Below are 22931 nucleotides of genomic sequence, written 5' to 3'. Positions count from 1 at the left end.
CGCGGAGTCAGGCGGCGGAGTCCGCCGGGAGAGTCGCGCGCATCGCCGCGAGCACGGCGTCCTCGCCGGGCAGCGGCACGGCCGGATCGCCGGCGACGAACACCCGCACCTGCAGCAGCGCCTGGTGCAGGAGCATCCCCAGCCCCGAGACGACGGGCGAGCCGGCCGCTCTCCAGCGCAGCGCCAGCGGACTCGGCCAGGGCGAGTAGGCCACGTCGAAGAGCGTCGAGGCCGCGACCACCGCGTCCGGCACGGCCAGCTCGGCCGAGGCGCCGCCCGGCAGCGTCGAGACCAGCAGCGGCGCCGCGTCCGCGCCGTCCCAGTCCGAGAACGGGCGGACGTCGAGGGCGACGCCGACCGCGGCGGCGATCGCGGCGAGCGGCGCGGCCTTCTCCGGCGAGCGGAGCGTGACCGTCACCCGCGCCGCGCCCAGCTCGGCGGCAGCGGCGAGGGCGGAGGCGGCGGTCGCCCCTCCCCCGAGGATCTCGACGCGCTCGGCCGAGTGCACGCCCGCCTCGCCGAGCGCCCGGACGATCCCGGTCACGTCGGTGTTGAAGCCGCGCAGGCGGGGTGCGCCACTGGAGCGGTCGATCAGCACCGTGTTGACCGCGCCGGTCGCCCTCGCGACCAGGTCCTCCTCGTCGAGCAGCGGCCGCACCGCGTGCTTGAGCGGCATCGTCAGCGACAGGCCGTGCCAGAGCGCGATCGGATCGGCGACGACGGCGGCGAGCGTCGCCTCCGTCGCCTCGACCGTGGTGTAGCTCCAGTCGAGCCCGAGCACCCGGTAGGCCGCCGCGTGCAGCTCGGGCGAGCGCGAGTGCGCGATCGGCGAGCCGAGCACCGCCAGCCGGCGCCCGCCCGGCGCCGGCTCCGCGATCACTGGTACTCCGGGTGGTCCCGCATCCACGCCTGCCACTGCGCCACCGCGGCGTTGTGCTCCGCATCGGTGGTCGAGTACACCGTCTCGCCGGTCTCGAGGTTCACCGTGACGAAGTAGAGCCAGGTGCCGTCCGCGGGCTGCAGCACCGCCTGGATGGCGACGTCGCCCGGGTTCGAGATCGGCGCGGGCGGCAGGCCGTCGCGCTGGTACGTGTTGTAGATGTTGCTCGCGTCGTTGCGCTCCGCGTCGGTCGTGGTCACCCGGTCGGTGGCTCCGGTGCCGTAGGCGACGGTCGCGTCCGACTGCAGGCGCCAGCCCTGGTCGAGGCGGTTCTGGAACACCCGCGCGACCTTCGGGAAGTCGTCCGCGACGCGGGCCTCGCGCTGGACGAGCGAGGCGAAGACGACGGTCCGGTAGCGGTTCTCGACCGGCACGCCCGCCGCGTCGAGCGACTGGTACATCCGGTTCACGAGCGTCTGCAGGATGTCGTGCGGCGAGGTGCCCGGGTCGATGTCGTAGGTCGCCGGGAAGAGGAAGCCCTCGAGGCTCGTCGCCTCGGCGGGGAGCCCGTAGGAGCCCCAGTCGGCGGCCGCGTCCTCGAGGTCGGCGAGGGCGACGCCCGAGCCGTCCGCGATCAGCGGCAGCGCGCCCTTGAGCGAGGTGCCCTCCGGGATGACGAAGGTGTTCGCGAGCCGGGTCGAGTCGGAGTCGAGCAGCGCCGACAGCGCCGCCTTCGCGCTCATCTCCGCCTTCAGCGAGTACGCGCCCGGCTGGAAGACGGGCTCGGGGTTCTCCGCGAGGAGCAGCTCGTAGAACGGCGTGTAGGACTTGATGACGCCGTCCGCGACGAGGTTCTCCGCGATGGTGCTGCCGCCGTCGCCCTGATGGATGGTGAAGACCACCTCGCTCGTGCCGGTGCCGGTGAAGTCGGTCGGCTCCGGCTCCGCGAACAGCGCTCGGACGGGCTCGACGAAGATCGTCACCGCGATCGCGACCAGGGCCACGAAGACGCCGAAGGCGAGGAGCCCGCCGATCAGCCCGCGACGGCTGCGTCGGGGCCTGTTCTCGCGCTTCGCGCGGCGGCGGCGGGTGGAGGGGGCGGCGTCGGGGTGCGCGGCGGCGACGGCTTCTCCGCGGTCGCGCGGGGCGCCGACCTCGGGGCCGGCGAACAGGTGGTCGATCGAGTCGGGCGTCGTCCGCTCCGTCTCAGAAGCGGGGTGCTGCTCCGGGTCGTGCGGGAGCTGACTCTGCTGATCGGCCTCCGCGGCGCGGGCGGCGCGGCGGCTCGGGGGGACGTCGGTCACGGCTGGGTCGTCCTTCGTTCGGTTCGAGCGCGGATCCGGCGGGGGTACCGGACGAGCGCTCGGAATCGATGGCGTGCTGCAGGATCACCACGGCGGCGACCTGGTCGATCACGGCGCGGGAGCCGCGGGTGCTGCGTCCCGAGCGGTGCAGCGCGCTCTGGGCGCTCACCGTCGAGAGCCGCTCGTCCACGAGCCGCACCGGGGCGGTCGGGACGGCGGAGGCGAGGCGCGCCGCGAAGGCGCGAGCGTCGTCCGTCGAGGCCGTCTCGGCGCCCGACAGCGACAGCGGGAGGCCGACCACGATCGCCGACGCGCCGAACTCGGCGGCGAGGGCCGCGATCCGGGCGACGTCGGCGCCGTCCGGCGCCTCCGCGACGCGCGCGACGGTCTCCACCGGCACGGCGAGGAGGCCGTCGGCGTCGCAGCGCGCGACACCGATGCGGGAGCGGCCGACATCGATGCCGAGCCGGACGCCGAACCTCTCCATCTAGCGCGTCGCCTCCTCGACGACGGCGTCGAGCGCCGCGCCGATGGCGGACACGTCCGAGCCGCCGCCCTGGGCGAGGTCGTCCTTGCCGCCTCCGCCGCCGCCGAGGACGCCGGCCGCGCGACGGGCGAGCACGCCCGCCTTCCGGCCGAGCTCGCGGGCGGCGGGGGTGGTTGCCACGATCACGGCGGGCTTGCCGGCGACTTCGGCCGCGAGGGCGACGACCGCCGCGTCCTGGCCGAGGCGCTCGCGCACCGAGATGACGAGCGAGCGGAGCTCGTCGCCCGAGCCGGCCGTGCCGACGTTCTCGGCGACGATCGTCACGCCGTTGATCGAGCGCTTCGTGGCGGCGATCGCGGGGACCCGCTCGGCGAGGGCGCGGGCCTCGAAGGTCGCGATCCGCTTCTCGGCGGCCTTGAGGCTCGCGACGAGCTCGGCGATCCGGTCGGGCAGCTGCTCGCGCGGGGTCTTGAGCGAGGTCGAGATGGTGCTGACCAGGGCGCGCTCGGCGACGAGCTCGCTCAGCGCCTCGCGGCCGACGAGCGACTCGACGCGGCGGTTGGTCGAGCCGACCGAGGACTCGCTGATCAGGCTGATCAGCCCGATCTCCGCGGAGGTGCCGACGTGGGTGCCGGCGCACAGCTCGCGCGACCAGGGGCCGCCGATGTCGACGACGCGGACGACCTCGCCGTACTTCTCGCCGAAGAGCGCCATCGCGCCGAGCGCCTTCGCCTCGTCGAGCGGGAGCTCGCGGGTGACGACCTCGAGGTTGTCGCGGATGGCGCCGTTGGCGATGTCCTCGATCTCGCTGCGGGTCTCGAGCGAGAGCGCCTGGTTCCAGGAGAAGTCGAGGCGCAGGTAGCCGGCCTTGTTGAACGAGCCGGACTGGTGCGCCTGCGGGCCGAGGACCTGGCGGAGCGCGGCGTGGATGAGGTGGGTGCCGGAGTGCGCCTGGCGCGCACCGCGCCGCCAGTCGCGGTCGACGACGGAGGTGGCGGCGTCGCCGACCCCGACCTCGCCGCTGGCGACCTGGACCTTGTGGCTGATCAGGCCCTTGACCGGCTTCTGCACGTCGAGGACCTCGAGGTCGAAGCCGTTGCCGACGATGCGGCCGGCGTCGGCCTCCTGACCGCCCGACTCCGCGTACAGCGACGTCGCCTCGAGGATGACCTCGGCGATGTCGCCGGCGACCGCCTTCTGGACAGCGTGGCCGCCGACGATGAGGCCGAGGATCCGGGACTCCGTGTCGAGCACGTCGTAGCCGGTGAAGAGCGTCTCGCCCTTGGCGCGGAAGTCGGCGTAGACCGAGAGGTCGGCCAGGGCGTTCTTCTTCGACTTCGCGTCCGCCTTCGCGCGGGTGCGCTGCGCCGTCATCAGCGAGTCGAACGCCTCGCGGTCGACGCTGAGCCCCGACTCCTCGGCGATCTCGAGCGTGAGGTCGATCGGGAAGCCGAAGGTGTCGTGCAGGAGGAAGGCGGTGTCGCCGGGCAGGGTCGCCGCCTCGGCCTTCTTGGTCTTCAGCACCGCGAGGTCGAGGATCTCGGTGCCGGCCGCGAGGGTGCGCAGGAACGCCTCCTCCTCGCCGTAGGCACTGGTCGACAGGCGCTCGAACTCGGTGGAGACCTCGGGATACGCCGAAGCCATCGCGTCACGCGAGGCGGTGAACAGCTCGGGGAACGTCGCGGTGTCGACGCCGAGCAGGCGCATCGCGCGCACGGTGCGGCGCATCAGGCGGCGCAGGATGTAGCCGCGGCCCTCGTTGGACGGCGTGACGCCGTCGGAGAGCAGCATCAGCGAGGAGCGGACGTGGTCGGCGATGACGCGCATCCGCACGTCGTCCTCGTGCACGGCGCCGTAGCGGCGGCCGGAGAGCTCGGCGGCGCGGTCGAGCACCGGGCGCACCTGGTCGATCTCGTACATGTTCTCGACGCCCTGCTTGAGGAACGCGACGCGCTCGAGACCCATGCCGGTGTCGATGTTCTTGCTCGGCAGCTCGCCGAGGATGTCGAAGTCGACCTTGCTCGTGCCCTGCCCGCGCAGGTACTGCATGAAGACGAGGTTCCAGATCTCGACGTACCGGTCGTCGTCGGTGGCCGGGCCGCCGTCGATGCCGTAGGCGGGCCCGCGGTCGAAGAAGATCTCCGAGCAGGGCCCGGCGGGGCCGGGCTGGCCGGTCGACCAGTAGTTGGTGTCCTTGTCGAGGCGCTGGATCCGCTCGTCGGGCAGTCCGGCGATCTTCTTCCAGAGCGCGATGGCCTCGTCGTCGTCCTTGTAGACGGTGACCCAGAGGTCCTTCTCGTCGAAGCCGAGGTTGCCGTCGCTCTCACTGCCGGTGAGGAGCTCCCAGGCGTAGCCGATGGCCCCCTCCTTGAAGTAGTCGCCGAAGGAGAAGTTGCCGTTCATCTGGAAGAACGTGCCGTGGCGAGGGGTCTTGCCGACCTCCTCGATGTCGTTCGTGCGGATGCACTTCTGCACGCTCGTCGCGCGGTCGAACGGCGCGGGGACGACCCCGGTGAGGTAGGGCACGAAGGGCACCATGCCGGCGACGGTGAAGAGGAGGCTCGGGTCGTCGCTGACGAGGGAGGCGGAGGGGACCACGGTGTGCCCGCGGCTTCCGAAGAAGTCGAGCCAGCGGTTGCGGATGTCTGCGGTCTGCATGGGTTCCGTTACGTTTCGGTCGACCGGGTCGACGCGGGTGTCTGTCGGGTGGGGCGGTTCCAGCGGGTCGTGCGGGTCTGGCGGGTGCGCCGGGACGGGCGGGGCCTCAGCCCTCGCCGATGGCCGCCTTGAGCTCGGCCTCGCGCTGGTGGTAGCCCTCGGAGACGGCGTCGCCGAGCTCCTTCGCCGTGCGGTTGAGGTCCTCGAAGAGACGGGCACCCGCCTCGGTGCGCGCCACCTGGTGCGCGACCGCGAATCCGAGGCCGATCCCGATGACGATCAGCACGATGTTCTTCACAGCGATTCCTCCCACAGCGTTTCCTGCTCACGGCAGCCGGCCCGAGGGCGCGACGACCCCCTCGATTGTAGGGCGCGGGCAGGGGGCTACCTGGAGGACGACCTGCGGGTGCGCCGAGAGCGGCGCGCGGCGCCGCGTCCGACCGCGGCGCCCGCCTTGTCGGCGGTGCGGCCGGCGACGAGGACGGCGCGGACTCCGGCGGTGAAGCCGGCGAGCTTGATCAGCGGTCCGCCGATGGTCGCGGCCGTGAGGGCGACGAGCGCGTTCACGTTGCCGGTGACCTCGGCCACGTCCTTCGTGATGGTGTCGACGCGGGCCAGCTGCTGGTTCGCCTCGCGCAGCGTCGACGCCGACTCGTCGAGGATCGGGGTCAGGCCGTCGCTGGCCTGCTTGATGGCCTCGCTCGTGCTGTCGAAGACCCGTCCGAGCTTCCAGAGCGGGATCGCGGCGACCGCGACCAGGATCGCGAACACCCCCGCGGCGATGAGCCCTGCGATGTCTCCACCGGACACGATGACCTCCGTTTCGGCGCCGCCGGATGCGGCACCCCAGCCTACCGACGGTGCGCGGCGGCCCCGGCTCCCCCGGCGACGGCCGGCTCGAGCGCACCTCGGGCACGCGGAACGACCCCCGGCACGCCGGAACACGCGGATCCCGCGAGCCGGAGCTCGAACCACGAGCCGAACCTGCGTCCGGCGGACCTCCGGCACGCGGAAACTCCTCCGGCACGCCGGAGCACTCGGATCCCACGAGCCGGAGCACGAATCACGAGCCGAACCTGTGTCCGGCGGACCTCCGGCACGCGGAAACACCTCCGGCACGCCGGAGCACGCGGATCCCACGAGCCGGAGCTCGAATCACGAGCCGGACCGGCGCGGCCGCACGGCGGCGGCCATGAGCCGAACGGGCCCGGGAACGAGGAAAGGCCCCGGCAGGAGCCGGGGCCTTCCAACGGGGGTGCGCTGACTAGCGGGCCGCGTAGTACTCGACGACGAGCTGGACTTCGCAGGTCACGGGGACCTCGGCGCGCTTCGGGCGGCGCAGGAGCGTCGCCTGGAGCTTGTCGATCTCGACCTCGAGGTAGCCCGGGGTCTTGGGGAGGACGTCGACGTGTCCGCCGGCGGCCGCGACCTGGAAGGGCTCGGTGCCCTCGGAGCGGGTCTTGACGTGGATGACCTGGCCCGGCTTCACGCGGAAGGAGGGACGGTCGACCGTCTGGCCGTCCACCATGATGTGGCGGTGGGTGACGAACTGGCGGGCCTGCGCCGTGGTGCGGGCGAAGCCCGAGCGCAGGACGAGGGCGTCGAGACGCATCTCGAGGAGCTCGACCAGGTTCTCACCGGTCAGGCCCTGGGTGCGGCGCGCCTCCTGGAAGGCGATGCGCAGCTGCTTCTCGCGGATGCCGTACTGGGCTCGCAGACGCTGCTTCTCTCGCAGGCGGACCGCGTAGTCGGAGTCGGCCTTGCGCTTCGAGCGGCCGTGCTCACCGGGAGCGTAGGGACGCTTCTCGAGGTAGCGGGCGGCCTTCGGGGTCAGGGGGATGCCGAGGGCGCGCGAGAGGCGCGTCTTCGAACGGGTACGTGAGGTGGTCGACACTGTGGTCCTTCCAGAGTCTGAGAGGTTCGGTCGCAGTCCTCGTCCGCCGGCTCCGGGAGGAGGGCGGGCGCCGAGGTCGTGTCCCCCCGCGGGTGCGGGAGGCAGGGTGACCGCGGTGGCGGACTGCGCGATTCAGAGGGATGCGCTGCTCCGCTCGGCTACAGAGCGGTGGGCAACCTCGCAAGACTACCAGGCGCGGGGGCCGGCGTCACGCGCGGTTCCGGGTCCGCCGTCCCGGGCCGTCAGCCGCGGCCGCGGATGATCCGGAGCAGCTTCGCCAGCCGGGCCGACACGTCGCGCTCGTTGCCGTGCTCGGTCGGCGCGTAATAGCGGGCGCCGCGGAGCTCGTCCGGCAGGTACTGCTGCTCGAGGACGCCGAGCTCGGCGTCGTGCGGGTAGCGGTAGCCCTTGCCGTGGCCGAGCCGCTTGGCGCCCGGGTAGTGCGCGTCGCGCAGGTGCGGCGGCACCCGGCCGGCCTTGCCCGCGCGGACGTCGGCGATCGCCCTGTCGATGGCGGTGTAGGAGGCGTTCGACTTGGGCGCGGTGGCGAGGTGGACGACCGCCTGCGCGAGCGGGATCCGCCCCTCGGGCATGCCGATGAACTGGACCGCGTCGGCCGCGGCGATCGCGACGACGAGCGCCTGCGGGTCGGCCATCCCGATGTCCTCGGAGGCGGAGACGATGATCCGGCGGGCGATGAAGCGCGGGTCCTCCCCCGCCTCGATCATCCGGGCCAGGTAGTGCAGCGCGGCGTCGACGTCGGAGCCGCGGATCGACTTGATGAACGCGCTGATGACGTCGTAGTGCTCGTCGCCGTTGCGGTCGTAGCGCAGCAGCGCGCGGTCGACGGCCCGGGCGACCACCTCGACGGTGATCAGCGGGAGCTCGGGCTCCTCCGCCTCGGCGGGCTCGGCGGGGTCCTCGTCGTCCTCGTCCTCGTCGTCCCCCTCCACCGCGGACGCCCGCGCGACGCGGTCCGCCTCGCGCGCCTCCGACCTCGCGGAGGTGGCGGCGGCCTCGAGCGCCGTGAGGGCCCGGCGCGCGTCCCCCGACGCGAGCCGGACGATGCTCGCCCGCGCCTCGTCGTCGAGCCGCACCGAGTCGCGCAGCCCGCGCTCGTCGTGCAGCGCCCGGTCGACCAGGAGCCCGAGGTCCTCGTCGTCGAGGGTGTTCAGCGTCAGCAGCAGGGAGCGCGAGAGCAGCGGGGCGATCACCGAGAAGGACGGGTTCTCGGTCGTCGCCGCGATGAGGATCACCCAGCCGTTCTCGACGCCGGGCAGCAGCGCGTCCTGCTGCGCCTTGGTGAAGCGGTGGATCTCGTCGAGGAAGAGGACGGTCGACGTGCCGTAGAGGTCGCGGGTGGAGAGTGCCTCCTCCATCACCTGGCGGACGTCCTTCACGCCGGCCGTGACGGCGGAGAGCTCGACGAAGCGCCGGCCGCTGGAGTGCGCGACGGCCTGGGCGAGCGTCGTCTTGCCGGTGCCGGGCGGACCCCAGAGGATGACGGAGACGGCGCCGCGCTCACCCGTGGTGTCGGCCGCGAGGGCCACCAGCGGCGAACCGGGCGTCAGCAGGTGCCGCTGCCCCGCGACCTCCTCGAGGCTCCGGGGACGCATGCGCACGGCGAGCGGTGTCGCCCCGGAGCGGAGTCCGGCCTGCTGCATGGTCATCGCACCAGCGTAACGACGGCCTCCGACAGTCGGCCCCGGCGCCGACCCGGCACCCGGCGCCGCGGCGTCCGGCGAGGGCGCGGCGATTCTCGTAGGCTCGACGCGCTCCGCGCTCGCGCGGGGCCGCGCCGGACGCAGGCGCGACGCACGACGGCGGAGGAACACGTGGCCCAGGGCAGGACGAACGATCGCGAGGCGCGCACCCGGCTGAGGGCCTATCAGGCGCGGCAGACCCTGCACCGCACGCGTGCCAAGCGCCGGGTCCGCGACAACGTGATCGCGGCCGTCGCGGGCGTCATCGTGATCGCCCTCGCGGTCGTCGCGCAGCTCCTCTACTTCTCGGGCGGCCCGGGCACCCCGGTCGCCGAGCCGACGTCCTCCGAGAGCGCCACGCCCACGCCGACCCCCGAGGCGACCGGCCAGAACACCGGTGACGTCCCCTCCGCCGACATCGCCGAGGGCCGCGACTGGACCGGCACGATGTCGATCAACAGCGACGAGCTCGGCATCACCCTGGCCGGGGCGGCAGCACCGCAGGCCGTCTCCTCCTTCCTCTCCCTGTCGCAGTCGGGTTTCTACGACGGCGTCTCCTGCCACCGGCTCACCACCGAGGGCCTCTACGTCCTGCAGTGCGGCGACCCGAACGGCGACGGCACCGGCGGCCCCGGCTACAGCTACGGACCCGTCGAGAACGCGCCCGCCGACGGCGTCTACCCCGCGGGCACGATCGCCATGGCTCGCCAGGGCGGCAACGGCTACAGCCAGGGCAGCCAGTTCTTCGTCGTCTACCAGGACACCCAGCTCCCCGAGGACGCGGCGGGCGGCTACACGGTGGTCGGGCAGGTCACCTCGGGTCTCGATGCGCTGATCGCCGACGTGGTCGCGAAGGGCACAGCGGACGGCTCCGGCGACGGCGCTCCCGCCGAGCCGGTCACGATCGGCGGCATCACGCTGCAGTAGCCCTCGTGCGCGCCGCCGGCGAGCGGCGCGCACGACCCGCGGGACCGCGGACGAACGGGGGCGCGGGGAGTGCAATAGGCTTGTCGTCACTGCCCGTTCGCGGCTGAGCGCGGTCGTCGGCCTCCGGCTGTCGAGCACCGAGGCCGAGGGGCGGGACGACAGCGAAAGGCGGCACCCGATGCTGACTCCAGACGGCGACATCGACACCGTGTCCACCCCCGGCACCGTGTCACCCGACGACAGCGCGTCCTCCGAGACGACCGACGCTCCCGAGAGCACCGGCGCCCCCGAGGGCGCCGACGGCCCGGCCGAGACGGACGCTCCCGAGACGGGAGAGGACTCCCCCGAGGCGGCGACGTCCGGATCCGAGACGGCCGAGGCGGCGACCTCCGACGACGTGGCGGCACCCGAGGAGGCAGCGACCACCGTCGAGGCGGTGCCCTCCGACGAGGCGGTGACTTCCGACGAGGCCTCGACCTCCGAGGAGGCGACGACTCCCGAGGGCGCGGTGCCTCCCGCCGTCCCGACGGCTCCCCGCCCGCAGGCGGGCGCCCGGCAGCCGTGGGGCCGCGTGGGCGACGACGGCACGGTCTACGTCCGCGTCGGCGACGAGGAGCGCGAGGTCGGCCAGTACCCCGACGCGACTCCCGAGGAGGCCCTCGCCTACTACGAGCGCAAGTACACCGAGCTCGCCGGGCAGGTCTCCCTGCTCGAGCAGCGGGCCAAGCGCGGCGCTCCGGCGAACGACGTGTCGCGCGGGGTGCAGACGCTCACCGCGGCCATCTCGCAGGCGCACGCCGTCGGCGACCTCAACGCCCTGCAGGCCCGCGTCAGCGCGCTCAGCGGTTCGGTCGAGGATCTGACCGAGCAGCAGGCCGCCGAGACGAAGGCCGCTCTCAGCGACGCGATCGCGCACCGCGAGGCGATCGTCGCCGAGGCCGAGGCGCTGGCCGCCGTCGACCCGGCGAAGACGCAGTGGAAGCAGGCCAGCGCCGCGATCGACGACCTCTTCGCCCGCTGGCAGAGCCACCAGCAGCAGGGTCCGCGCCTCCCCAAGAACGACGCCAACGAGCTGTGGCGCCGCTTCCGCGGAGCGCGCACGACGATCGAGCAGAACCGCAAGGCGTTCTTCGCCGACCTCGACTCGGCGCACCGCGAGGCCAAGCAGGCCAAGCAGTCGCTGATCGATCAGGCCGACGCCCTGGTCTCACGCGGTGCCGAGGCGATCCCGGAGTACCGGGCCCTCCTCGAGCGCTGGCGGGTGGCCGGTCGCGCGGGCAAGCGGTTCGACGACGCCCTCTGGGCGCGCTTCAAGGCCGCCGGCGACGCGATCTACGGCGCGAAGGCCGAGGTGGTCGCGCAGGAGAGCGTCGAGTACACCGAGAACCTCGACCTCAAGCTCGCCCTCCTCGAGGAGGCGGAGCCGCTCCTGCAGGAGCAGGACCGCGAGAAGGCCAAGCGCGTGCTGCTCTCCGTCCAGGAGCGCTGGGACGCCGTCGGCCGCGTGCCGCGCGAGCAGGTGCGCACCGTCGAGGACCGCCTCCGCAAGGTCGAGGCGCACGTGCGCAAGCTCGACGAGGAGCACTGGAACCGCAGCAACCCCGAGCGCAAGGCGCGCTCGGAGGGTCTCGCCTCGCAGCTGACCGCCGCCATCCAGAAGCTGCAGGACGAGCTCGACGAGGCGAAGGCCCGCGGCGACCGTGCCGCCATCGCCCAGGCCCAGGAGGCCCTCGACGCCCGCAAGGTGTGGCTGGACGCCCTGGGCTGATCCCGGGTGTACCGAGAACCACTCCTCGAGCGAGGTGGATCTCGAGACGCCCGCTGCGCGGGCTACTCGATCAGCATGAACAAGCGTCCGTGACCGGCATGCCGGTCGAGTAGCCGCCGGAGGCGGCGTATCGAGACCCACTCCTCGGACGACGTGGATCTCGATACGCCCGCTGCGCGGGCTACTCGATCAGCATGAGCACGCGCCCGTGACCGGCATGCTGGTCGAGTAGCCGCCGGAGGCGGCGTATCGAGACCCACCGCTCGCAGGCGGGAACCGCACAGCGCTGGTTCGGGCGGATCCGTCCACAGATGTGTCCCGGATGTCCCGCGGGGGCCGCGGCTCGGCCAGCATGGGCGGATGACGCGCCTCCTGCCCTCCGTGCTGCTCCCGGGGCAGCTGCCACTCGCGGAGCTCTGCGCCGCCCGTCTCGACGGCGAGGTCGTCGCCCTCGACGAGGGCTTCCTCCTCGCCGATCTGCCGGTCGGCCCGGCCGAGCGCGGCGCGGCGCTGCGGGCGGTCGTCCCGTCGAAGGCGGTGGCGGACCGGCTGTCGGCGGCCTGGGTGCACGGCGCGATGCCCGCCGCTCCCCCGGTGCACAGCGCCTCCATCGACCGACGGAACCGGCTGCACCCGCCGATGCTCGCGCGGGTGCGCTTCCACGAGGTCCGGCTCACCGACGAGGACGTCGTGCTCCTCGGCGGCTGCTCCGTCACGACCCCCGAGCGCACCCTGATCGATCTGGCGCGCACCCGCAGCACCTGCGACGACGACCTCCTGCGCAGCCTCGCGGCCGTCAGCGGCGTCTCGCTCGAGCGGGTGCTCGAGCGATTGGACAGCGGCCCTCCGGTCTCGAGCCGCCGGATCGCCCTGCTCCGCCTGACCGCGGCGCTCAGCTGACCCGACCCTGAGCCCGGGTACTGCGCTGGCCGCGCCGGCCGATCAGCCCGCGTTCACCCGGTAGACGTCGTAGACGGCGTCGATCCGACGGACGGCGTTGAGCACCCGGTCGAGGTGCGTCGTGTCGCCCATCTCGAACACGAACCGGCTGATCGCCAGTCGGTCGCTGGAGGTGGAGACCGTGGCCGACAGGATATTCACGTGGTGCTCGGAGAGCACGCGCGTGACGTCGCTGAGCAGGCCGGACCGGTCGAGCGCCTCGACCTGGATCTGCACCAGGAAGATGCTCTTCGAGGACGGCGCCCACTCGACGTCGACGATCCGCTCCGGCTCCTTGAGCAGCTCCTGCACGTTGTGGCAGTTGGCCTGGTGCACCGAGACGCCGGCGCCGCGGGTGACGAAGCCGACGATCTGATCGCCCGGAACCGGGGTGCAGCACTTCGCCAGCTTGACCAGGATGTCCGGTGCGCCCTTGACCAGGACCCCGGACTCGCTGCTGCGGCTGCGCGGACGCGGGGAGCGCGGGAGGGTGACCTCGTGCTCGTCCGACTCCGGGTCGCCCTGGATGGTCGCGACGACCTTCTCCAGCACCGACTGGGTGGAGACGTGCCCCTCGCCGACCGCGGCGTAGAGCGCCTCGACGTCGTTGTAGCGCAGCTGGCTGGCCACCTCGGTGAAGGTGTCCTGGCTCATCAGCTTCTGCAGCGGCAGGTTCTGCTTGCGCATGGCCCGCGCGATGGAGTCCTTGCCCTGCTCGATCGCCTCGTCGCGGCGCTCCTTGGTGAACCACTGGCGGATCTTGTTGCGGGCCCGCGGGCTCTGCACGAAGTTGAGCCAGTCCTGGCTCGGACCGGAGTCGGGGTTCTTCGAGGTGAAGACCTCGACGACGTCGCCGGTGGTCAGCGAGGACTCGAGCGGCACGAGGCGCCCGTTGACCTTCGCCCCCATGGTGCGGTGGCCGACCTCGGTGTGCACGGCGTAGGCGAAGTCGACCGGGGTCGCGCCGGTCGGCAGGCCGATGACCCGCCCCTTCGGCGTGAAGACGTAGACCTCCTTCGCCCCGATCTCGAAGCGGAGGGAGTCGAGGAACTCGTTCGGGTCGGTCGTCTCGGACTGCCAGTCGGAGAGGTGCGCGAGCCAGGCGAGGTCGGTGTCGTTCGAACCGGAGGCGACCTTGCCCGTCGCCATCTGCTCCTTGTACTTCCAGTGCGCCGCGATGCCGAACTCGGCGTGCTGGTGCATCTCGTTGGTGCGGATCTGGATCTCGACCGCGCGGCCCTTCGGCCCGATCACCGTGGTGTGCAGCGACTGGTACAGGTTGAACTTGGGAGTCGCGATGTAGTCCTTGAAGCGCCCGGGCATCGGGCTCCAGCGCGCGTGGATTGAGCCGAGCACGGCGTAGCAGTCGCGCACCGAGTTGACCAGCACGCGGATGCCGACCAGGTCGTAGATCTCGTCGAAGTCGCGGCCTCGGACGACCATCTTCTGGTAGATCGAGTAGTACTGCTTCGGCCGGCCGACGACGCGGCCGCGGATCTTGCCCGCCCGCAGGTCCTCGCCGATGAGGTCGATGATGCTCTGGACGAACTCCTCGCGCTGCGGGGTCCGCACCTTCACGAGGCTCTCGATCTCGTTGTAGATCTTCGGGTAGAGCACCGCGAAGGACAGGTCCTCGAGCTCCCACTTGATCGCCTGGATGCCGAGGCGGTTCGCGAGCGGCCCGTAGATCTCGAGGGTCTCGGTCGCCTTGCGGGCCGCGGACTCGGCGGGGACGAAGCCCCAGGTGCGCGCGTTGTGCAGGCGGTCAGCCAGCTTGATGATGAGCACGCGGATGTCCTTCGACATCGCCACGATCATCTTGCGGACGGTCTCGGCCTGCGCGCTGTCGCCGTACTTGACCTTGTCGAGCTTGGTGACGCCGTCCACCAGCATCGCGACCTCGTCGCCGAAGTCGGCGCGGAGCTCGTCGAGCTTGTAGTCGGTGTCCTCGACGGTGTCGTGCAGCAGCGCGGCGGCGATCGTCTTCGAGCCGATGCCGAGGTCGGCGAGGATCTGCGCGACGGCCAGCGGATGCGTGATGTACGGCTCGCCGCTGCGGCGCTTCTGGTTCGCGTGCGCACGCTCGGCGACCGAGTAGGCCCGCTCGATCAGCGCGATGTCGCTCTTGGGGTGGTGCGTCCGCACCGTCCGGACGAGCGTATCGACCGCCCCGGAGGGCTGTGCGCGCGAGAAGATCCGCGGGACCAGCCGGCGCAGGGCGGCGGTCGAGGACGTGGTCGTGGTGTCGCTCACGCGGAGATCTCCATCGCCTCATTATCGCCCGTCGCGGGGCGCCTCGTGACCGGTCCGCCGGGAGCGGACAGGCCCGCGGTCAGTCGATCCGGCCCGGACGTCCCTCATCGTCGACGACCTCGCCGCCGGCGGCCGCCCAGGCAGTCATCCCGGCCTCGATGTTCGCCGTCTCGTAGCCGGCACCGTCGAGCGCCTGGACGACCATGGCCGAGCGGACGCCGGAGTGGCAGACGACGAGGATCGCCGCGTCGCGCGGGAGCTCGTCCTGCCGCTCGCCGATGCTGCCCATCGGGATGTGGTGCGCGGCTGCGGCGTGCCCGAGCGCCCACTCGTGGGGCTCTCGCACGTCGAGCAGCCACACCTCGTCGCGCTCGACGAGGCCGATCGCGTCCGCGGCGGTGACCTGTGCGTAGTCGGCCACGATCAGCCCTGCACAACGGGGGTCGCGGCGCGCTCGCGGGCCGAGACGACACGCTTGTCGTGCTTGCCGATCTCGGCCTCGCCGCTGCGCAGCTGCGCGTAGAGCGGGGCCGCGACGAAGATCGTCGAGTAGGTGCCGACGATGATGCCGATCAGCAGGGCGAGCGAGATGTCGCGCAGCGTGCCGGCACCGAGGACGAAGGCGCCGATCACGAGGATCGCGGCGACCGGCAGGGCCGCGACGATCGAGGTGTTGATCGAGCGCACCAGCGTCTGGTTCTCGGCGAGGTTGACCGTCTCGGAGAAGGTCTTCGTGGTGCTGCCGAGCGCCTCCGCGGTGTTCTCGCGGATCTTGTCGAAGACCACGACGGTGTCGTAGAGCGAGTAGCCGAGGATCGTCAGCAGACCGATGACCGCCGCCGGCGACACCTCCGTCCCGGTGATGCCGTAGACGCCGGCCACGATCACGAGGTCGTGCAGGAGCGCGACGATCGCGGCGAGGGACATCTTCCAGGTCCGGAAGTACGCCCACATCGCCAGGGCGGCGAGGATCACGAAGATGATCAGGCCGCGGACCGCCTGCTGCGTGACGTCCGAGCCCCAGGCGGCGCCGATGAAGGACGACGCGACCTGCTCCGTCGGGACGGAGTACGCCTCGGACAGCGCGTTGCGGACCTGGGTCGACTCGTCGGTCGACAGCTGGCTGGTCTGCACCCGGATCGAGTCGTCGCCGACGATCGAGACGCGCGGGACGGCGTCGGGCGAGACCGAGGTGACGGCGTCCGTCGCCGCGGTCTGGTCCAGGTTCTCCGGTGAGGTGACCGTGAACTCCGAGCCGCCGGTGAACTCGATGCTGAAGTTGAAGCCACCGCGCGCCGCAGTGCCGAGCACGGTGAGCAGGATGATCGCGATCGAGATGAGGTACCAGGTGCGCCGGCGGCCGACGAAGTCGACCGAGCGCTTGCCGGTGTAGAGGTCGTTTCCGAACTGCGAGAAGCTGGCCATCACGCGTCCTTCCCGTTCGAGTCGTTCGAGGAGCTGCGCGCGGCGGCCGCCTCGGCGGCCTTGCGCTCGGCGATGGTCTGGCGGCGGGCGGCCTCGCGGGCGGCGGAGGAGCCCTTGCCCGAGGCGCCCTTGCCGGCGAGCACGGCGTCCTGCGGACGGAACGCCGCTCGGCCGCGGTAGACCGCGCCGAGTGCGCGCGGATCCAGTCCGGAGGCCTTGTGCCCCTCGGAGAAGAACTTGGTCGTCGCGAGCAGCTGCAGCATCGGGTGGGTGAAGAGGATCACCACCACGAGGTCGATCAGCGTCGTGATGCCGAGCGTGAGCGCGAAGCCGCGGACGCTGCCGACCGCGAGGGCGAAGAGCACGACGGCGGCGAGCAGGTTCACCATGTCGGAGGCGAAGATCGTGCGCAGCGCGCGCCGCCAGCCGGCCTCGACCGAGGACTCGAGTCCGCGGCCGTCGCGCAGCTCGTCGCGGATCCGCTCGAAGTAGACGATGAACGAGTCCGCCGTGATGCCGATCGCCACGATCAGACCCGCGACTCCCGCGAGCGAGAGGCGGAGTCCCTCCCGCCAGGAGAGCAGGGTGACGACGAGGTAGGTGACGATCGCCGCCACCATCAGCGACGCGATGGTCACCGCGCCGAGCACGCGGTACTGCGCGATCGAGTAGACGACGACGAGGATGAGGCCGATCAGGCCCGCGAGCAGGCCGCTGGCGAGCTGGGTCGAGCCGAGCGTCGCGGAGATGCTGTCGGAGCTCTGCACCTGGAAGCCGATCGGCAGGGCGCCGTACTTCAGCTGGTCGGCGAGGGTCTTCGACGACTCCTGGGTGAAGGAGCCGGAGATCTGAGCGTTGCCGTCGGTGATCGCCGCGTTGGTGGAGGGCGCCGAGATGACGCGGCCGTCGAGGACGATCGCGAACTGGTTCTGCGCCCCCTGCAGGCCGACGAGGCGCGAGGTGACGTCGCCGAAGGCCTGGGTGCCCTGGTCGTCGAAGGAGAGGTTGACGGCCCAGGTGCCGGTGCTGGCGCCGGAGGACGTCGTCATCAGGCCGTTCGAGGCGTCGGAGATGTCCTCGCCGGTGATCTCGACGGGCCCGAGGATGTACTTCGCCGTGTCGTTGTCGTCGCAGGTGATCAGGGGCTGATCGGCCGGCGCGAGATTCGGGTCCTGGTCGTTCAGGAACGCGCAGTCGAAGGAGGTGTACTGCGCCTCGAGCGCCGGCGTGATGTAGGCGAGGTCGCTCGCGCTGGTCGGCGCGGCCGTCGGCTCGGTGGCGAGCGAGGGGTCGACCGGGGTCGGCGTGGGCGAGGCGGTCGAATCGCCGCCGACCGAGCTGTTGGTCGCCTGGCTGGCGACGAGCACCGGGCGGAAGTCGAGCTTCGCCGAGGCCTCGATGCGCTGCAGCGTCGCGTCGTCCGGCGTCCCCGGGATCGAGACGACGATGTTGCTCGAGCCCTGGGTCGTGATCTCGGATTCGGAGACGCCCGCGGCGTCGATCCGCTGGCGGATGATCGAGACGGCCTGCGTCAGCTGCTCGGACGAGACGGTCTGGCCGTCCGAGAGCTGGGGCTGGAGCACGATCTGGGTGCCGCCCTCGAGGTCGAGCGCGAGCTTCGGCGTCCAGGAGCCGCCGCCGAAGGCGACGGCGGCGGCGTTGAGGCCGACGAGCGCGAGGATCAGGACGCCGAGCCAGCTCAGCGAGCGCCGAGCCTTCCGGACGGGGGTTGATGCGGCCACCCAGGGCTCACCTTCTTCTTCGGTCGGCGCCGGCTCTCCGGCCGACGCTGGCTCTGCGGTCGACGTCGATCCTCGCGCAGGCGCCGACCCCGGGGGCCGCGCCTGTCGTCCGATCGACGGTCTTCGGTCCGGGGCGCACCCCGGACGTGGAAGGGCGGGCGGGGTGCCGATGCACCCTGCCCGCCCTGGAGACTACTGCGCGTCGGGCCTGCGGTCGCGCTCGATCGGGTCGACCAGCGGGTCGGACGTGTGCGCGGCGTCGCGCTCGCCGAACGCGGGCGACTCGACGGCTGCCACGGACTCGGCCTCGTCCTCGTCGGCGACGACCGCGTTCTCGGTCGGGTCGATGAGGCGGGCGATGGCCTGACGGTGGATCGTCAGGAGCGTCCCGGGGGTCGACTCGATGACGATCTTGTTCTCGTCGTCGTCGATCGAGACGACGGTGCCGAACAGGCCGGAGCCGGTCATCAGCTCGACACCGGGGACCAGCCCGGACTTCATCTTCTCCGCGTCGCGCTGCCGCTTCTTGTTGTTGCGGAACATGAAGATGATCATCACGGCGAGAAGCAGGACGAGCAGGATGATCGTCGGATCCATGGGTGAGCCTTCCGGAGTTGAGGGTGATCCGCCGCGCGCACAAGGGGTGGCGCATGCGGATCGAGCGGCCCGTCGGGCCTTGAAGATTATAGGTCATCTCCGAACAGGGGCCGCTGGGAGGCCGAGGCGGCTCCCCCGCGCGGATCCACGCCGAAGTGCCGGTACGCGGCCGGGGTCGCGACGCGGCCGCGCGGCGTGCGGGTGAGCAGCCCGATCCGGACGAGGAACGGCTCGACGACCGCCTCGACCGTCTCCGCCTCCTCGCCGACGGAGACCGCGAGCGTGTTGAGCCCGACAGGTCCGCCGTCGAAGCGGGTGAGCACGATGTCCATCACGGCGCGGTCGAGGCGGTCGAGGCCGAGCTCGTCGACGTCGTAGAGGTCGAGTGCGGCGCGGACCGCGGTGACGTCGGCACGGCCGCCGTGCACGAGCGCGAAGTCGCGGACCCTGCGCAGCAGGCGGTTCGCGATGCGCGGGGTGCCCCGGCAGCGGCCGGCGATCTCGGCGACCGCCTCGCCGTCGATGTCCAGGTCGAGCAGCCGCGCGGCGCGGGTGAGCACCTGGCGCAGCTCGTCCTCGGCGTAGAACTCGAGGTGGGCGGTGAAGCCGAAGCGGTCGCGCAGCGGATTCGGCAGGAGGCCCGAGCGCGTGGTCGCGCCGACGAGGGTGAACGGCGCGAGATCCAGGGGGACGGAGGTCGCGCCGGCGCCCTTGCCGACCATGATGTCGATCCGGAAGTCCTCCATCGCGAGGTAGAGCATCTCCTCCGCGGAGCGCGCCATCCGGTGGATCTCGTCGATGAAGAGGATCTCGCCGGGCAGCAGCGAGGAGAGCACGGCGGCCAGGTCGCCGGCGTGCTGGATCGCGGGGCCGCTGGACATCCGCAGCGGCGAGGAGCTCTCCTCCGCCACGATCATCGCGAGGGTGGTCTTGCCGAGGCCGGGCGGGCCGGCCAGCAGGATGTGGTCGGGCGTGCGGCCCTGCATCGCCGCCGCCTTCAGCAGCAGCTCGAGCTGGCCGCGGACCTTGCGCTGGCCGACGAACTCGCCGAGGTTCTTCGGGCGGAGCGCGCCCTCGAAGGCGATCTCGGCCTCGGAGGCGACCTCCGGGCCCATCACGTCGTCGCCGCTCACGAGCGCGCCGCCGGACCGAGCCGGGCCAGGGCGAGGCGGAGCAGGGACTGCACGCTCGCGGCGTCGGAGGCCTGGGCGTCGAGCAGGATCTCGTCGACGACCTCGGCGGCGACGCGCTCGGGCCAGCCGAGACCGACGAGTGCCGAGAGCACGCTCTGGGCGGCCGTCGCACCCGGCCCGGAGCCGCGGGCGGCGCGCGGGCGGACGGCGAGCTTGCCCGCGAGCGACAGGATGATGAGCTTCGCGGTCTTGGGGCCGATGCCGGAGACCTTGCGGAAGACGGCGTCGTCCTCGTCGGCGACGGCCTGCGCGATGCGCTCGGGCTCGACCGCGCCGAGCACGCCCAGCGCGGACTTGGGGCCGACGCCGGTGACGCCGATCAGCAGCTCGAAGATCTCGAGCTGCTCCTCGTCCGGGAAGCCGTACAGGGTCAGCGAGTCCTCGCGCACGATCAGCGTCGTCGTCAGCACGGTCTCGTCGCCGACCCGCAGCTCGAGCGCGTGCTGCGGCGTGACGTTGACCGCGTAGCCGACGCCGTGGACGTCGACGACGGCGAGGCTCCCGCGAGCGGAGAGGACGGTGCCGCGGAGGGAGGAGATCACCGCGTCAGTCTAGAGGCTCGAACAGGCGTTCGAGTGGCGGCCTCCGCGGCGCGCCAGGCCCGCTGGGCCGCGGTCTCCCCCTCGGCGGCGGCGGGGCCCGCGGCGAGGGGACCGCGCCAGGCGTGGCAGACGGCGAGGGCGAGGGCGTCGGCGGCGTCGGCCGGCTTCGGCGGGGCGTCGAGCCGGAGGATGCGCTGGATCATCGTGGTGACCTGGCGCTTGTCGGCCGATCCGTAGCCGGTGACCGCGGCCTTCACCTCGCTGGGTGTGTGCATGCCGACGACGAGATCGCGGCGGGCGGCCGCGACCAGGGCCACGCCGCTGATCTGGGCGATGCCCATCACGGTGCTGACGTTGTTCTGCGCGAAGACGCGCTCGATCGCCACGGCCTCGGGCCGGTGCTCGTCGAGCAGCGCCTCGATCCCGTCGCCGAGGGCGAGCAGCCGGCGCTCGAGCGGCGCGTCGGCGGGGGTCCGGAGGACGCTCACGTGCACGAGCGTCGCGCGGCGGTCGCGGCCGACGTCGACGATGCCGACGCCGCACCGGGTGAGCCCCGGGTCGATCCCGAGGACGCGCATCAGCGCGCCCGCCCGGGACGAGCCGGGGTCACCGGGTCACTCCTCGTCGTTCTCGAGCTCGGCCCGGACCTCGGGCGTGATGTCGAGGTTCGTGTAGACGTTCTGCACGTCGTCCGAGTCCTCGAGCGCGTCGATCAGGCGGAAGACCTTGCGCGCCGTCTCGGCGTCGGCCTCGACCTGCAGCGAGGCGACGAACTCGACGTCGGCGGCGTCGTAGTCGATGCCGGCCTCCTGGAGCGCCGTACGCGCCGGGACGAGCTCGGCGGCCTCGGTGCGAACCTCGAAGGACTCGCCGTGGTCGATGACGTCGTCGACGCCGAAGTCGAGGACCGCGCCGAGCACGTCGTCCTCGGTCACGCCGTCGCCGTGCGGGACGGTGATGACGCCCTTGCGCGCGAAGTTGTAGGCGACGCTGCCCGGGTCGGCCATCGTGCCGCCGTTGCGGGTCATCGCGGTGCGGACGTCCGCGGCGGCACGGTTCTTGTTATCGGTGAGGCACTCGACGAGCAGCGCGATGCCGTTCGGGCCGTAGGCCTCGTACATGATCGTCGTGTAGTCGATGACCTCGCCGGTGAGGCCGGCGCCGCGCTTGATCGCGCGGTCGATGTTGTCGTTCGGGACCGAGGTCTTCTTCGCCTTCTGCACGGCGTCGACGAGCGTCGGATTGCCGGACATGTCGGCGCCGCCGATCTTGGCGGCCACCTCGATGTTCTTGATCAGCTTGGCGAAGGACTTCGCGCGGCGCGAGTCCTTGATCGCCTTCTGGTGCTTGGTCGTGGCCCACTTGGAATGCCCGGACACGGTGCTCCCTCGGAAATCTCGTTCGTGCGACTCCCTCGGGCGCCGCTGATGGCTGGTCCAGTGTAATCGAGCGCCGGGCGGGGCGGTCCGAGCCGCGCCCGAGGGCCCGAGGACGCATGCCAGGGCGGCTTCGGCACCGGGAAGCGCGTCCGGCTCGTCGGAACCGGGCGGTTCTGCGAGCCGGAGGGGGTTCCACGAGCCGGAGGTTGATCGCGCGGCCCTCCGGCACGGACCCGATCGTCGGGGACCTCTGCGGAAGCCCGTCGTCCAGCGGATCGGTGACGATCCGACGAGCGGGATCCGTGCGCTCGGGATCGTCCGATCGAGCCACCGGCACGATCTGCGCCAGCGATGCGGCGCCGCCCGCTCGTCGTCGGCAGAGTGGCCGGCGAGCCGGGTCGCACCCTGCCGTCCAGTCGACGCGAACGAGAACGAGGACACCGATGCCACCCGATGAGCGCCACCCGCACGACGACGAGCGCCGATCCTCCCCTCCGCCGGGCATCGCACGGCGGACCGCTGTCACGGCCGCGTGGACGACCCCGGTGGTCGCCGCCGCGGTCACCGCTCCCGGCGCCTCGGCGTCCCCCGCCCCGGTGGGAGACGGAGCGTTCCTGGGTGTGACTCTTCAGGGCTACCGCTCCGGTGTCTTCGTGACGGCGGTCCTCCTCAATGTCCCTCAGACGTCCTTGTCGCCGATCGTGCTCGAGCGCGCCGCGGAGATCCGGATCACGGCGGGGCACGACGTCGCGTACTGGGGATCCGGGATCGTGGCGGAGAGCCCCCGAGCGGGCCGCCTGCTCGTCCCTGCGGGCTCGTACTCGGTCGACGCCATCTACGACATCGCCGGACGACGCATCTCGGTCGCGTCCCCGCTCGGACAGCTGACCTCCGGACTCACTGCCTCTCCGACCGGCTCGTTCCCCGTGACCGTCGCTGTGGTGAGCGGACCGGTCTACCCCGGTCCCGACCCGTCCGTCACGCAGGGATACGGGCTTCCGTCGCAGACCGTCATGATCACGGTCTGACGATCGCCGGCGGTCAGCGCGGCAGCTGGGAGAGGACGCGGTCGGCCTCCGACGCGTCGCCGGTCCGGAAGGTCGGGCGGAGCGGGCAGCTCTGCGGCGTCGATCGGATCGGATTCCGTCCTCCGCCAGGAGGCTGTGGGCGGACGGCCGGAGTCGCCGCCGAGGCCGCGCTCCGCGGCAATCCCGCCAGGCGGCACGATCGGTGCCAGAGA

The 22931-nt window shown here is 72.1% G+C and carries 21 protein-coding genes; 4 read left to right on the top strand and 17 right to left on the bottom strand.

The genetic code is table 11. The features are described from left to right. Window positions 1-7: 7 nt before the first annotated feature. From EDF36_RS11055 to EDF36_RS11020, 8 genes are all read right to left on the bottom strand, one after another. A complete protein-coding gene (locus EDF36_RS11055; protein WP_260300681.1) occupies window positions 8-880 on the bottom strand; it encodes a shikimate dehydrogenase in 873 nt (290 codons plus the stop codon). After that, window positions 877-2184 carry an endolytic transglycosylase MltG gene (mltG, locus tag EDF36_RS11050; RefSeq protein WP_260300680.1) on the bottom strand — a complete coding sequence of 436 codons (1308 nt, stop codon included), beginning with the start codon at window positions 2182-2184 and terminating at the stop codon, window positions 877-879. The genes EDF36_RS11055 and mltG overlap by 4 nt, the downstream gene beginning before the upstream one ends. Beyond that, window positions 2087-2671 carry a Holliday junction resolvase RuvX gene (gene ruvX, locus EDF36_RS11045; protein ID WP_123704408.1) on the bottom strand — a complete coding sequence of 195 codons (585 nt, stop codon included), beginning with the start codon at window positions 2669-2671 and terminating at the stop codon, window positions 2087-2089. The genes mltG and ruvX overlap by 98 nt, the downstream gene beginning before the upstream one ends. Beyond that, entirely contained in the window at window positions 2672-5329 is a 2658-nt protein-coding gene (gene alaS / locus EDF36_RS11040) for an alanine--tRNA ligase (RefSeq protein WP_123733049.1), read from the bottom strand. Between the two features lie 106 nt (window positions 5330-5435). Then, window positions 5436-5627: a hypothetical protein gene (locus EDF36_RS11035; RefSeq protein WP_123446208.1), complete on the bottom strand. Its 192-nt coding sequence runs from the start codon at window positions 5625-5627 to the stop codon at window positions 5436-5438. Between the two features lie 86 nt (window positions 5628-5713). Further along, window positions 5714-6139, bottom strand: coding sequence for a DUF948 domain-containing protein (locus tag EDF36_RS11030; RefSeq protein ID WP_123446207.1), 426 nt, complete (start codon window positions 6137-6139; stop codon window positions 5714-5716). Between the two features lie 454 nt (window positions 6140-6593). Continuing rightward, window positions 6594-7223: a 30S ribosomal protein S4 gene (gene rpsD / locus EDF36_RS11025; protein ID WP_123446206.1), complete on the bottom strand. Its 630-nt coding sequence runs from the start codon at window positions 7221-7223 to the stop codon at window positions 6594-6596. A 242-nt stretch (window positions 7224-7465) separates the two neighbouring features. Further along, on the bottom strand, window positions 7466-8893 hold the full coding sequence (locus EDF36_RS11020; protein ID WP_123733048.1) for a replication-associated recombination protein A: 1428 nt from the start codon (window positions 8891-8893) through the stop codon (window positions 7466-7468). Window positions 8894-9058: 165 nt separating this feature from the next. On the opposite strand from EDF36_RS11020, the gene EDF36_RS11015 reads away from it, so the two are divergent. The 3 genes from EDF36_RS11015 (at window position 9059) to EDF36_RS11005 (ending at window position 12521) form a co-directional block, all read left to right on the top strand. Continuing rightward, window positions 9059-9853 carry a peptidylprolyl isomerase gene (locus EDF36_RS11015; RefSeq protein WP_123733047.1) on the top strand — a complete coding sequence of 265 codons (795 nt, stop codon included), beginning with the start codon at window positions 9059-9061 and terminating at the stop codon, window positions 9851-9853. Between the two features lie 178 nt (window positions 9854-10031). After that, window positions 10032-11621: a DUF349 domain-containing protein gene (locus EDF36_RS11010; RefSeq protein ID WP_123733046.1), complete on the top strand. Its 1590-nt coding sequence runs from the start codon at window positions 10032-10034 to the stop codon at window positions 11619-11621. Between the two features lie 360 nt (window positions 11622-11981). Then, window positions 11982-12521: a type IV toxin-antitoxin system AbiEi family antitoxin gene (locus EDF36_RS11005; protein WP_123733045.1), complete on the top strand. Its 540-nt coding sequence runs from the start codon at window positions 11982-11984 to the stop codon at window positions 12519-12521. Window positions 12522-12563: 42 nt separating this feature from the next. Here the strand turns inward: EDF36_RS11005 and EDF36_RS11000 are convergent, their stop codons facing one another. From EDF36_RS11000 to EDF36_RS10960, 9 genes are all read right to left on the bottom strand, one after another. Then, entirely contained in the window at window positions 12564-14813 is a 2250-nt protein-coding gene (locus tag EDF36_RS11000; RefSeq protein ID WP_123733044.1) for a bifunctional (p)ppGpp synthetase/guanosine-3',5'-bis(diphosphate) 3'-pyrophosphohydrolase, read from the bottom strand. Window positions 14814-14892: 79 nt separating this feature from the next. Next, complete coding sequence (locus tag EDF36_RS10995; protein ID WP_123733043.1) at window positions 14893-15234, bottom strand: rhodanese-like domain-containing protein; 342 nt, start codon at window positions 15232-15234, stop codon at window positions 14893-14895. 2 nt (window positions 15235-15236) lie between these two features. Then, window positions 15237-16238 carry a protein translocase subunit SecF gene (gene secF / locus EDF36_RS10990; RefSeq protein ID WP_123446199.1) on the bottom strand — a complete coding sequence of 334 codons (1002 nt, stop codon included), beginning with the start codon at window positions 16236-16238 and terminating at the stop codon, window positions 15237-15239. Next, window positions 16238-17980 (bottom strand): protein translocase subunit SecD, encoded by a 1743-nt coding sequence (gene secD, locus EDF36_RS10985; RefSeq protein WP_123733042.1) that lies wholly within the window; start codon window positions 17978-17980, stop codon window positions 16238-16240. Before secD ends, secF begins: the two co-directional genes overlap by 1 nt. Before the next feature lie 192 nt (window positions 17981-18172). Further along, on the bottom strand, window positions 18173-18577 hold the full coding sequence (yajC, locus tag EDF36_RS10980; protein ID WP_123446197.1) for a preprotein translocase subunit YajC: 405 nt from the start codon (window positions 18575-18577) through the stop codon (window positions 18173-18175). Window positions 18578-18663: 86 nt separating this feature from the next. Continuing rightward, complete coding sequence (gene ruvB, locus EDF36_RS10975) at window positions 18664-19692, bottom strand: Holliday junction branch migration DNA helicase RuvB (protein ID WP_123446196.1); 1029 nt, start codon at window positions 19690-19692, stop codon at window positions 18664-18666. Window positions 19693-19706: 14 nt separating this feature from the next. Further along, window positions 19707-20312, bottom strand: coding sequence for a Holliday junction branch migration protein RuvA (ruvA, locus tag EDF36_RS10970; protein WP_123704431.1), 606 nt, complete (start codon window positions 20310-20312; stop codon window positions 19707-19709). Next, window positions 20309-20890, bottom strand: coding sequence for a crossover junction endodeoxyribonuclease RuvC (gene ruvC, locus EDF36_RS10965; protein ID WP_123733041.1), 582 nt, complete (start codon window positions 20888-20890; stop codon window positions 20309-20311). The genes ruvA and ruvC overlap by 4 nt, the downstream gene beginning before the upstream one ends. Window positions 20891-20926: 36 nt before the next feature. After that, the gene (locus tag EDF36_RS10960) at window positions 20927-21691 is read right to left on the bottom strand and encodes a YebC/PmpR family DNA-binding transcriptional regulator (protein WP_123446193.1); all 765 of its coding nucleotides are present in this window, start codon (window positions 21689-21691) and stop codon (window positions 20927-20929) included. A 443-nt stretch (window positions 21692-22134) separates the two neighbouring features. Here EDF36_RS10960 and EDF36_RS10955 point away from each other — a divergent pair, with 443 nt between their 5' ends. After that, complete coding sequence (locus tag EDF36_RS10955; RefSeq protein ID WP_123733040.1) at window positions 22135-22719, top strand: hypothetical protein; 585 nt, start codon at window positions 22135-22137, stop codon at window positions 22717-22719. The last annotated feature ends 212 nt before the right edge of the window (window positions 22720-22931 follow it).

It is taken from the genome of Rathayibacter sp. PhB152, assembly GCF_003751395.1.
GTDB classification, from domain to species: domain Bacteria; phylum Actinomycetota; class Actinomycetes; order Actinomycetales; family Microbacteriaceae; genus Rathayibacter; species Rathayibacter festucae.
This window is presented reverse-complemented; position numbering and strand designations above follow the sequence as displayed.

Excerpts from the sequence above, each read along its gene's own strand:
- ruvX (WP_123704408.1), bottom strand. The coding sequence starts at position 2,671 with ATGGAGAGGTTCGGCGTCCGGCTCGGCATCGATGTCGGCCGCTCCCGC.
- alaS (WP_123733049.1), bottom strand. The coding sequence starts at position 5,329 with ATGCAGACCGCAGACATCCGCAACCGCTGGCTCGACTTCTTCGGAAGC.
- EDF36_RS11020 (WP_123733048.1), bottom strand. The coding sequence starts at position 8,893 with ATGACCATGCAGCAGGCCGGACTCCGCTCCGGGGCGACACCGCTCGCC.
- EDF36_RS11010 (WP_123733046.1), top strand. The coding sequence starts at position 10,032 with ATGCTGACTCCAGACGGCGACATCGACACCGTGTCCACCCCCGGCACC.
- EDF36_RS11005 (WP_123733045.1), top strand. The coding sequence starts at position 11,982 with ATGACGCGCCTCCTGCCCTCCGTGCTGCTCCCGGGGCAGCTGCCACTC.
- secF (WP_123446199.1), bottom strand. The coding sequence starts at position 16,238 with ATGGCCAGCTTCTCGCAGTTCGGAAACGACCTCTACACCGGCAAGCGC.
- yajC (WP_123446197.1), bottom strand. The coding sequence starts at position 18,577 with ATGGATCCGACGATCATCCTGCTCGTCCTGCTTCTCGCCGTGATGATC.
- ruvB (WP_123446196.1), bottom strand. The coding sequence starts at position 19,692 with ATGGGCCCGGAGGTCGCCTCCGAGGCCGAGATCGCCTTCGAGGGCGCG.
- ruvC (WP_123733041.1), bottom strand. The coding sequence starts at position 20,890 with ATGCGCGTCCTCGGGATCGACCCGGGGCTCACCCGGTGCGGCGTCGGC.
- EDF36_RS10955 (WP_123733040.1), top strand. The coding sequence starts at position 22,135 with ATGCCACCCGATGAGCGCCACCCGCACGACGACGAGCGCCGATCCTCC.